We start from the raw sequence: 8,279 nt of genomic DNA, 5'->3' as shown, positions 1-8,279 counted from the left end.
GCTGGCGGTGCCGCTGGCGTTCGCCGGCGTCACGAACGCCGTCGGCGCCGCGCCGCCCGCCGCGCCGCCCTGCCCTCCCCCGGTCCAGCTGAACGTGCTGGTGTCGGCCGAGAAGGACGCCCTCGTGCGGCGGCTCGCGCTGGAGTTCGAGGACGACTCGCGCCGGCACAACCCGTTGGGCTGCAAGGAACTGGACACGCTCGTGTACACCGGCCCGTCGGCCGAGGCCGCGGCGGCCGCGCTGGGGCGGGGCTGGCAACCCGGTGACCTGACCGCCGTGGGCGCCGAGCCGCACGTCTGGCTGCCGGACTCCACAGCCGAGGTCCGCGCCGTCCAGGCGGCGCTGTGGCAGCGCCAGGACGTGGCGCTGCACCCCCGCGCGGGGGTCGCGGTGACGCCGGTGGTGCTGGGCGTGTCGGAGGAGCTGTCCGCGCGGCTCGCCGAGCTGGCCGGCGACTTCCACTGGCGGGACGTGCGGCGGCCGGCCGAGGTGGACACGTCGTCGGGGGCCGGGGTCGCCGCGGCGGCCGCGTTGGCGCACGCCGAGCTGGGCGGGCTGGACCTGACCGCGCCGGGCGTGCCGCGCGCGCTGCACGGGATCACCCGGCGCACGACGTCCGACGAGCCGTGCGTCGGCGACGTGGCCCTGGTCGGGTCGGAGAAGGCCGTGGTGACGACCGACGGGTGCCGCGTGCTCTACCCGCGGGACGGCGCGCTGGTGCTGGACCACCCGTTCGTGGAAGTGGAGCGGCCGAAGCGGCCGAACCCGCGGCGGGCGCGGATCGTGGACAGGTTCCTCGACCACCTGCTGTCGCCGTCGACGCAGGAGGAGTTCAAGCGGGAGGGCTTCCGCGACGTGGCGTGGAACGTCGGCGCGCGGCCGGGTGTGCGGCTCGACCGGCCGCGGACGCTGCCGGTGGAGCCGGACGCGGCGGCCGTGCGCTCGGCGTGGGAGGCGGCGGCCCGGCCGCGGGTGATCGCGGTGGCCGGTGACGGTTCGTCCGACGCGAACCTGTTCGCGACCGCCGTGCGACGGCTGGCCGGTCCCCGCGACCGGGTGATCGACCTGCCGTTGGTCCAGGGCGTGGTGGAGGCGGGCGTCGGGAGCGGGGCCAACGTGGTGGTGCTCGCGGCCGCGGCGGCGATCCCGCCGGTCGGGTTCGACGGCAGCGGTCCGGTCCGGGTGGTGGCCGTCGGCTTCGGGAACGGGGCGTGCGCGGGCTCAACGGCCCTCTCCGCCGCCGCGGCGGCCCACGGCGGCCCTTGCCGGGAGATCACCACGACGAACGGCTCAGGGGCATCTGAGGGCCAGGAACGCGCTCTGGACGACATAGCGCGCGCTGCTTGGGGAGGGCTGACGTGATCCGCGTTCTCGTGCCGCTGGTGCTGCTCCTGGCGGCCTGCACGACACCCGTGGAGGACGAGGCGAGGCTCGGGCGGGGACCGATCACGTTCGTGGACGGCCGCGACACCTCGGCGGGCGGACAGGTCGCCGAGATGGTGGAGCGCTGGAACGAGCGGGCCACCCTGCGCGAGCAGGTGACGTTCCTGCAGATGCCCGCGTCCACCGACGCTCACCGCGCCCAGCTGACCGCGCGCGCCCAGGACCTGGCGGGCGTGCGCGACAGCGCGGACTGCTTCGACGTGATGGCCGTGGACATGGTGTGGACCGCCGAGTTCGCCGCGGCCGGGCACCTGGAGCCGCTGGACTCGGCCGAGTTCGGCGTCGACCGGATGCTGCCACGGGCGGTCGAGGCGGCGAAGTCGCACGTCGACGGGCGGATGTGGGCCATACCGTGGCGCACCGACGTCGGCCTGCTCTACTACCGCGCGGACGTGCTCGCCGAGGAGGGCGTCGACCCGCCGACGACGTGGGCCGAGCTGAGGCGGCAGGCGACCGAGTTCGCGCCGGGCCGCGGCCTGCAGGGCTACGTGGGACAGCTCCGGCGGTACGAGGGCCTGGTCGTGAACGTGGCCGAATCGATCTGGGCGCACGGCGGCGACCTGGAACGCCCGGCCGCGCCCGAGACGAAGGCCGGCGTGCGGGCGCTGGCGGACGGCATCGCGGAGGGCTGGGTACCGCGCGAGGCGCTGGCGTACGAGGAGAGCCAGTCCCTGGCCGAGTTCCAGGCCGGCCGGGCGCTGTTCCTGCGGAACTGGCCGTACGCCGGGCCGGTGCTGGCCGGGCCGGGCTCGCCGGTGGCGGGCAAGTGGGCCGCGGCGCCGTTGCCGGGCCCCAGCGCGTTGGGCGGCTGGAACCTGGCCGTGTCCCGGTGCTCGGCGCACCAGCAGACGGCCCGCGACTTCATCGAGTTCGTCACCGGCGACGAGAACCAGCGGGTGATGTTCGAGCGCGCCGGGTTCCTGCCGACGTCCACCTCGCTGTACCGCGAACCGGGCCTGTCGGCGCGGCTCGGACCGCTGCGCGAGAGCCTGGCCGGCGCGCGGACCCGGCCCACGTCCGCCCACTACGACGAGCTGACCAGCGTGATGCAGGAGAACCTGCACCACGCGCTGCAGAACCCGGAGGCCGTCGACGGGTCGCTGGACCTGCTCGCGGAGGACCTGGCGAGAGCCGCCGGCGGACGTTAGCGGGAGCGGTTCAGAGCGGGGTCTTCGCCGCCGTCGCGGCACGCTTCGCGGCGCGGTTCCAGTCGATCCAGCCCCGCACCACCAGGACGGCGAAGATCGTGTAGACGAGCGCGCTGAACCACAGCCCCGCCCGGATCTGCAACGGCACGCCGATCGCGTCGACCACGAGCCAGACCAGCCAGAACTCCACCAGGCCGAAGCCCTGGAGGGTGAACGCGAGGACCGTGCCGACGAAGATCGCGGCGTCGGGCCACGGCGCGCGGGAGGCGTCCAGCGCGTCGAGCGCGAGCGCGAAGCCGACCGTGCCGAGCACGAACGCGGCGACGACCGCGACGCGTTCCTTCACCGTGCCCTTGCGGACGACGACGCCGAACACCGGGTCGCGGCGACGGGTCCACGCCCACCAGCCGTAGAGGGTGATCAGCGCGATCACCACCTGCCGCGCGGCCGTGCCGCCGAGCTGCGCCGACACGTAGACCACGAACAGCAGCGCGACCGAGACCAGCTGGACGGGCCACGTCCAGAGCGAGCGCTTGTGCGCTAAGTAGACCACCACGAGCGCGAAGACCTGGCCGATGAACTCGGCCCAGCTCACCTTCTGCCCGAACACCGTGAAGCCCTGCTGCATCAAGACGTGCACCGCGTCCTCCATCCCCGACCGGCTGGTCCGGGGCACGGGCGGCCGACGTCGCGCGCGCCGGAGCGCAGGTCTCTCTGTGGCGTCGAACATCGTCGCGCACCGCCCTGTTCCGGAGGTGACGAACGGCACAGGTGCACGCGTTCGGCCGCATCGCCGGGCAGGCGTCATCCCGACTTCAGCCGCCGTACACCGCGGCGCACTAGCTTCCGCTGAATGCGAATCTTGCTCATCGCCGCGCTGGCGCCGCTGCTGATCGCCTCGGCGCCCGGACCCGACCAGGTCGTGCCGGTCACCCAGACCCGCGCGTTCGTGGACGACGCCACCGGCACGCCGGCGAACGCCGACGCGGACGACCCGGCCATCTGGGTGCACCCGCGCTCGGCCCGGCAGAGCGTCGTGCTCGGCACGCTGAAGGAGGGCGGGCTCGCCGCGTTCGACCTCGCGGGCCGGACGCTCGGCACGTACCCGGCGCCCGCCGCGCCCACGCCGGACGCCAAGCCCGGCCGCTACAACAACGTGGACGTGCTCGGCCGGACGACGGTCGGCGGCCGGACCCGCGACCTGGCGTTCGTCAGCGACCGGGGCCGCGACCGCATCCGGGTCTACGAGCTCGACGCGCGCGGCGCGGCGGCGGGCGCGGCCGTGGTCCGGGACGTCACCGACCCCGGCGCGCGGCCCGTGTTCTCCGCCTCGGAGGAGGACGTGGACGAGCAGCGCACCGCCTACGGGCTGGCGACCGGGTTCGTCGGCCGCACGCCGGTCGTGGTGGCCAACCGCCGCAACGAGACCCGCGTGGCGCTGCTGCACGTGGCGCCCGGACCGGCCGGGTCCGTCGGCACGACCGTCGTGTCCACTGTGGACCTGCCGTCGTCGTTCCGGCTGCCCGACGGCGGCACGTGGACGCCGTGCGGCGAGCCGGGCGAGCGCCCGCAGCTGGAGGGCATGGTGGTCGACTCCGAGCACCGCGTGCTGTACGCGGCGCAGGAGGACGTCGGCATCTGGCGCATCCCGCTGCGCGCCACCGGCTTCGGCACGCCCGTGCTGGTCGACAAGGTCCGCTCGTTCGGCGTGCCCCAGGCCTACGACCCGGAGACCGAGGAGTGCTCCACCTCCGGCGCGGACCCCGGCTTCGGCGGCCGGCACCTCACCGCGGACGCCGAGGGCCTCACCATCGGCGACGACTACCTGATCGCGTCCAGCCAGGGCGACTCGCGGTTCGTCGCCTACGAGCGGACGGACGGCAACGAGTACGTCGGCGAGTTCGTGGTGGGCGCGGGCCGGGGCAACGACTCGGTCGAGCACTCGGACGGCGCGCACGTCGTCACGGCCGACCTCGGCCCGGACTACCCGGAAGGGCTGCTGGTCGTGCACGACGGCGAGCGCACGCCCGCCGCGGGCGACCTGGCGACGACCGGGTTCGCGTACGTGAGCTGGGAAGACGTGTTGGACGAGCTGGACTGAACCGACGCCTGACGCCGGGAGGCCCCGCCCGTGGGTTCGAGTCCACGGGCGGGGCCTCCCGGCGTTCGGAGCGTCGACGGTGTCGCTGGGTGTCGCGGGCCGTCGGGTGGTCGACGCTCAGGCAGGCGGCCTGGGCATGCCCGCGGGCGGGGTCGGCGGGTCCATCGTGGACGCCTGCCTGGCGCCGCGGGCGGACGCCGTCACGGGCTCCTGCGCGCGCCGCGGGGCGGGCGCGATGTTCGCGGACTCCTCCTGGAGCTTGTTCAGCCAGCCCTCCCAGCGCTGCTGCATCGGGCGGACCAGGCCGCCGCCGACGCCGATCACGATCACGCCGGCGATCGTGGCGAGGACCGCGATCAGTACCGGCATGGTCACCGCGACGGCGATGCCGAGCTGGTTCAGCGCCGCGATGACACCGAGCGCGACGATGAAGCCGTACGTGATGTTGCCGAGGACCCTGGTGTACGGGCGGTCGCCGAGGGCGCCGGTGACCAGTCCCTTCAGCGCCTTGCCGATGGCGGCCGCGACCAGCACCAGGATGATCGCCACGACGATCCGCGGCAGGTAGGCGATGACGTCGTTGAGCAGGGCGCTCACCGCGTTGCCGGTGCCGAACACGCCGAACGCGAGCTGCAGGGCGATCAGCAGCACGAAGTAGTACACGATCTTGACGATGAGGTTGGAGGCGTCGATCGGGGACCGCGCGCCGCCGAGGCCGGAGCGCTCCACGAGCCGGTCGAAGCCGACCCTCTTGAGCAGGAACCCGACCGCCTTGGACAGGGCTTTGGCGATCAGCCAACCGATCAGCAGAACCAGCAGGAAGCCGAGGAGCTTCGGCACGAACGTGGCCACCATCGCCCACGCCTGTCCGAGTCCTTCGGTGATCTGGGAGCCCACGACGACCCTCCTTCGCATTTCGCTTGTGGTCGAGATCGTTTCGCAGTGCGCATCACCCGGCAACCTGAAGTGGTGGCACGAAAGGGTGACTGCCGTGGCGATTCCGGCGTGGACAGTCCAGAGTGGAATCACCGGTGGGGACCGGGGAGAGGGAAACGCCCGGCGCGCTCGTCGCGCCGGGCGTTTTCGCGTTCCGCGGGGGTCAGGAGCGGGCGGCGAGGCCCCGTCCGGCCAGGTAGGTCCGCACGTGCTCGGCGGACGTCGCGGCGGCGGGGTCGGGCCGGGGGTCGCCGGGGCACGTCGAGCTGCTGGCCGGCAGCACGCCGTCCACCAGGTACCGGTCGACGGCCCGGTCCACGCAGGCGTTGCCGCCGCCGTAGAGGCCGTGCTTGCCCTCGTCCAGCACGGTGACCAGGTTGTGCCCGAGCCGCTTCGCCATCGCCGGGCCGCTCTCGTACTGCGTCTGCGTGTCGCCCTCGGCCTGCACCACGACCCCGACCGGGTACCCCTCGCGCTTGAGCGCCACGGCGGGCTCGGGCGGCGTGAACGTGCGGAACGCGCAGGTCGTCGGGGCCGCCCGGAGGACGCCGAAGCCGTACGGGTAGCGGTCGCGGAAGACGCGCATGTCCTCGAAGTAGGTCTCCACGTCCGTGGGCCAGTCGACCTCGCACGTCACCGTGTTGAACACGCCCGACACCAGGTCGTCCTCCACCGACCGGGCCAGGGCCGCGGCGATCTCGGACGGCTTGCCCGCGCCCAGCTCCGCCACCGAGACCGCCGTGTCGGACCACAGTGGACGGTAACGGGCCCCCACGCCCACGGCGAAGTCGAACGACGTCCTGGTCTGGCCCGCCACGGGCGCGGCCGCCAGCGCGGCGGCCACCCGCTCGACGGACGCCACCACCTCGGCCGCGGTCGTGCCGAGCCGGAACCGGTCGTGCCGCTGCGCGACCCACACCGCCCACGTCTCGACGTTGCGCCGCAGCGCCACCGCCTGCGCCCGGAACTGCTCGCGCCAGATCCACTCCGGGTGCACGGACGAGTCGAGCACGCTGCGGTCCAACCGCTGTGGGAACAGGCTGCCGTACACCGCGCCCAGGTACGTCCCGTAGGAGTAGCCGAAGTAGTTCAGCTTCTCCTCGCCGAGCACGGCCCGCACCACGTCGAGGTCGCGGGCGGTGTTGGCGGAGTTGATGTACGGCCGGATGCCGCCGGCCGCGCGCTGGCAGGCGTCCTCCACGGCCCGCGCCTCGGCGGCCCACTTCGGGAACTCGGAATCATCCGGTCGGGTGTCGACCGTGGCCACGTCGAGCGGCACGGTGTGGCACGTCAGCGCGGTCGACCCGCCCACGCCGCGCGGGTCGAACCCGATCAGGTCGTACACCTTGGCCACCTCGGTGCCGGCCAGGAACGTCGGCATGCCGAGCCCGGACCCTCCGGGCCCGCCGGGGTTGAGCACCAGGATGCCGCGCCGGCGCGTCGGGTCCGCCGCCTTCTTGCGGCTGACGACGAGCGAGATCCGGTCGGCCGCCGGCCGCGCGTAGTCCAGCGGCAGCACGAGTTCCGCGCACTCCAGCCCGTCCTCGCACGCCGTCCACGTGAGCTGCTGGCGGTGGAACTCCGCGAGCGGGTCGCTGCGGGCCGTGCCGAACGACGGCGCGGCCCCCGTCGCGAGCACGGCGGCCACCACCAGGCCGACTGACATGTACCTGCGCACGTGCACCCTCCCGACGAGCCGGTCCGGACCGCCACCGACCGTAGGACGGCCGGCGCGGAGCGTCAGGTTGTGTCACTCGTTGGTGTCCGCCGGTCGGGCCCGTGCGATCGTTGGCGGTATGACCAGCTCGGCCGCGCTGTCGCGGGCCACCTTGCGAACGCTGCGACGGGCGTCGGGCGACCTGGCCGCGGCGAGCGTCGCCGAGATGGAGGAGCGCCTGCCGTGGTTCCGGCGGATGCCGGCCGACCAGCGGGCGGGCGTGCTGCTGCTCATCCAGAACGGGGTCGCCGGGTTCGTGTCCTGGCTGACCGACCCGCAGCAGGCGATCCGGCTGACGGCCGAGGCGTTCCGGTCCGCGCCGAAGGACATCTCGCGGTGGGTGAGCCTGCGGCAGACCGTGGAGCTGGTGCGGATCGCGTTGGAGCTGTTCGAGCAGCAGCTCCCCCAGCTGGCCGAGAACGACGCCGAGCGCGCCCTGCTCAGCGAGGGCGTGCTGCGGTACGGCCGGGAGATCGCGTTCTCCGCGGCGACGTCGTACGCGGCGGCGGCCGAGGCGCGCGGCGCGTGGGACGCCCGGCTGGAGGCGCTGGTCGTCGACGGGATCGTGCGTGGCGACGCGGAGGAGTCGTTGCTGTCGCGGGCCACCGCGCTGGGCTGGGACCCGGCGGCGGAGGCGACGGTGCTGGTGGGCAACCCGCCGTCGGACGACCCGCCCGCGGTGGTGTTCGAGGTGCGCAGCCGGGCCGCGCGGATCGGCCGGCCGGTGCTGCTGAGCGTGCAGGGCTCGCGGCTGGTCGTGGTGCTGGGCGGGGAGACCGAGCGGAGCGACTCGCTGGTCCGGGTCTCGGACGCGTTCGGCCCCGGTCCGGTGGTGGCCGGCCCGACCGTGACGAGCCTGGCCGAGGCGCACCGCAGCGCCAGCGACGCGCTGTCGGGGCTGCGCGCGGTCGTCGGGTGGCCCGCCGCGCCGCG

7 protein-coding genes are annotated in these 8,279 nt (G+C 74.2%); 4 read left to right on the top strand and 3 right to left on the bottom strand.

Features of this window, described 5'->3' with window-relative positions; genetic code table 11:
- Both ACFQ3T_RS32020 and ACFQ3T_RS32015 read left to right on the top strand, forming a co-directional pair.
- A partial coding sequence (locus tag ACFQ3T_RS32020) for a substrate-binding domain-containing protein (RefSeq protein ID WP_380729098.1) occupies nt 1-1,363 on the top strand: 1,363 nt, incomplete at its 5' end.
- Nucleotides 1,360-2,592 carry an ABC transporter substrate-binding protein gene (locus ACFQ3T_RS32015; RefSeq protein ID WP_380729097.1) on the top strand — a complete coding sequence of 411 codons (1,233 nt, stop codon included), beginning with the start codon at nt 1,360-1,362 and terminating at the stop codon, nt 2,590-2,592. The genes ACFQ3T_RS32020 and ACFQ3T_RS32015, both read left to right, overlap by 4 nt.
- A 10-nt stretch (nt 2,593-2,602) precedes the next feature.
- Here ACFQ3T_RS32015 and pnuC read toward each other — a convergent pair whose 3' ends face one another.
- Entirely contained in the window at nt 2,603-3,232 is a 630-nt protein-coding gene (pnuC, locus tag ACFQ3T_RS32010; RefSeq protein WP_380729095.1) for a nicotinamide riboside transporter PnuC, read from the bottom strand.
- A 213-nt stretch (nt 3,233-3,445) separates the two neighbouring features.
- Between pnuC and ACFQ3T_RS32005 the strand changes: the two genes are divergently transcribed.
- The gene (locus tag ACFQ3T_RS32005) at nt 3,446-4,693 is read left to right on the top strand and encodes a phytase (RefSeq protein ID WP_380729093.1); all 1,248 of its coding nucleotides are present in this window, start codon (nt 3,446-3,448) and stop codon (nt 4,691-4,693) included.
- A gap of 117 nt (nt 4,694-4,810) precedes the next feature.
- On the opposite strand, the gene ACFQ3T_RS32000 is transcribed toward ACFQ3T_RS32005, so the two are convergent.
- The gene (locus tag ACFQ3T_RS32000) at nt 4,811-5,590 is read right to left on the bottom strand and encodes a mechanosensitive ion channel family protein (protein WP_380729091.1); all 780 of its coding nucleotides are present in this window, start codon (nt 5,588-5,590) and stop codon (nt 4,811-4,813) included.
- Between the two features lie 202 nt (nt 5,591-5,792).
- A complete protein-coding gene (locus tag ACFQ3T_RS31995; protein WP_380729089.1) occupies nt 5,793-7,307 on the bottom strand; it encodes an alpha/beta hydrolase in 1,515 nt (504 codons plus the stop codon).
- Nucleotides 7,308-7,425: 118 nt separating this feature from the next.
- Here ACFQ3T_RS31995 and ACFQ3T_RS31990 point away from each other — a divergent pair.
- On the top strand, nt 7,426-8,279 hold an 854-nt coding region (locus ACFQ3T_RS31990), incomplete at its 3' end, for a PucR family transcriptional regulator (protein ID WP_380729087.1).

Source organism: Saccharothrix hoggarensis (assembly GCF_042678885.1).
GTDB lineage: Bacteria > Actinomycetota > Actinomycetes > Mycobacteriales > Pseudonocardiaceae > Actinosynnema > Actinosynnema hoggarensis.
Note: the sequence above shows the minus strand (reverse complement) of the source record. Positions and strands in the feature narration are given on the sequence as shown.

Bases quoted from the DNA above. Each gene is read 5' to 3' on its own strand.
- ACFQ3T_RS32005 (WP_380729093.1), top strand. From the start codon at position 3,446: ATGCGAATCTTGCTCATCGCCGCGCTGGCGCCGCTGCTGATCGCCTCG.